The sequence below is a fragment of the Enterococcus raffinosus genome (assembly GCF_001886185.1).
In the GTDB taxonomy this organism is placed as follows: Bacteria; Bacillota; Bacilli; order Lactobacillales; family Enterococcaceae; genus Enterococcus_A; species Enterococcus_A raffinosus.
In genome coordinates this window covers 1-487 of sequence record NZ_JXLA01000127.1, presented here as the reverse complement: position 1 = coordinate 487, position 487 = coordinate 1, and the positions used below count along the sequence as shown (strand labels likewise).

At 53.8% G+C, this 487-nt stretch carries 5 tRNA genes; all 5 read left to right on the top strand.

Annotation, left to right across the window (positions count from 1 at the left end):
* Positions 1 to 47 precede the first annotated feature (47 nt).
* Positions 48 to 120 (top strand) — tRNA-Lys (locus RV13_RS20585).
* Positions 121 to 129: 9 nt separating this feature from the next.
* Positions 130 to 211, top strand: a tRNA-Leu gene (locus RV13_RS20580).
* A gap of 18 nt (positions 212 to 229) precedes the next feature.
* Positions 230 to 302, top strand: a tRNA-Thr gene (locus tag RV13_RS20575).
* A gap of 4 nt (positions 303 to 306) precedes the next feature.
* Positions 307 to 378 (top strand) — tRNA-Gly (locus RV13_RS20570).
* 22 nt (positions 379 to 400) lie between these two features.
* Positions 401 to 486, top strand: a tRNA-Leu gene (locus RV13_RS20565).
* Position 487 lies beyond the last annotated feature (1 nt).

The window sequence follows — 487 nt, the reverse complement described above, 5'->3', positions numbered from 1 at the left end:
GCCTTACAAGCAGAGGGTCAGCGGTTCGAACCCGTTAACCTCCATATGAGCCGTTAGCTCAGTTGGTAGAGCATCTGACTTTTAATCAGAGGGTCACAGGTTCGAGCCCTGTACGGCTCATAAGAATATGCGGGTGTGGCGGAATTGGCAGACGCACTAGATTTAGGATCTAGCGCCTTACGGCGTGGGGGTTCAAGTCCCTTCACCCGCATTTTATTTTTTTGTAGTTGCCGGCTTAGCTCAGTTGGTAGAGCATCTGATTTGTAATCAGAGGGTCGAGGGTTCAAGTCCTTTAGCCGGCATCATGCGGAAATAGCTCAGTGGTAGAGCACCACCTTGCCAAGGTGGGGGTCGCGGGTTCGAACCCCGTTTTCCGCTTTCCTGAAGACCAGGGAACAACGCCGGGGTGGCGGAACTGGCAGACGCACAGGACTTAAAATCCTGCGGTGAGTGATCACCGTACCGGTTCGATTCCGGTCCTCGGCAT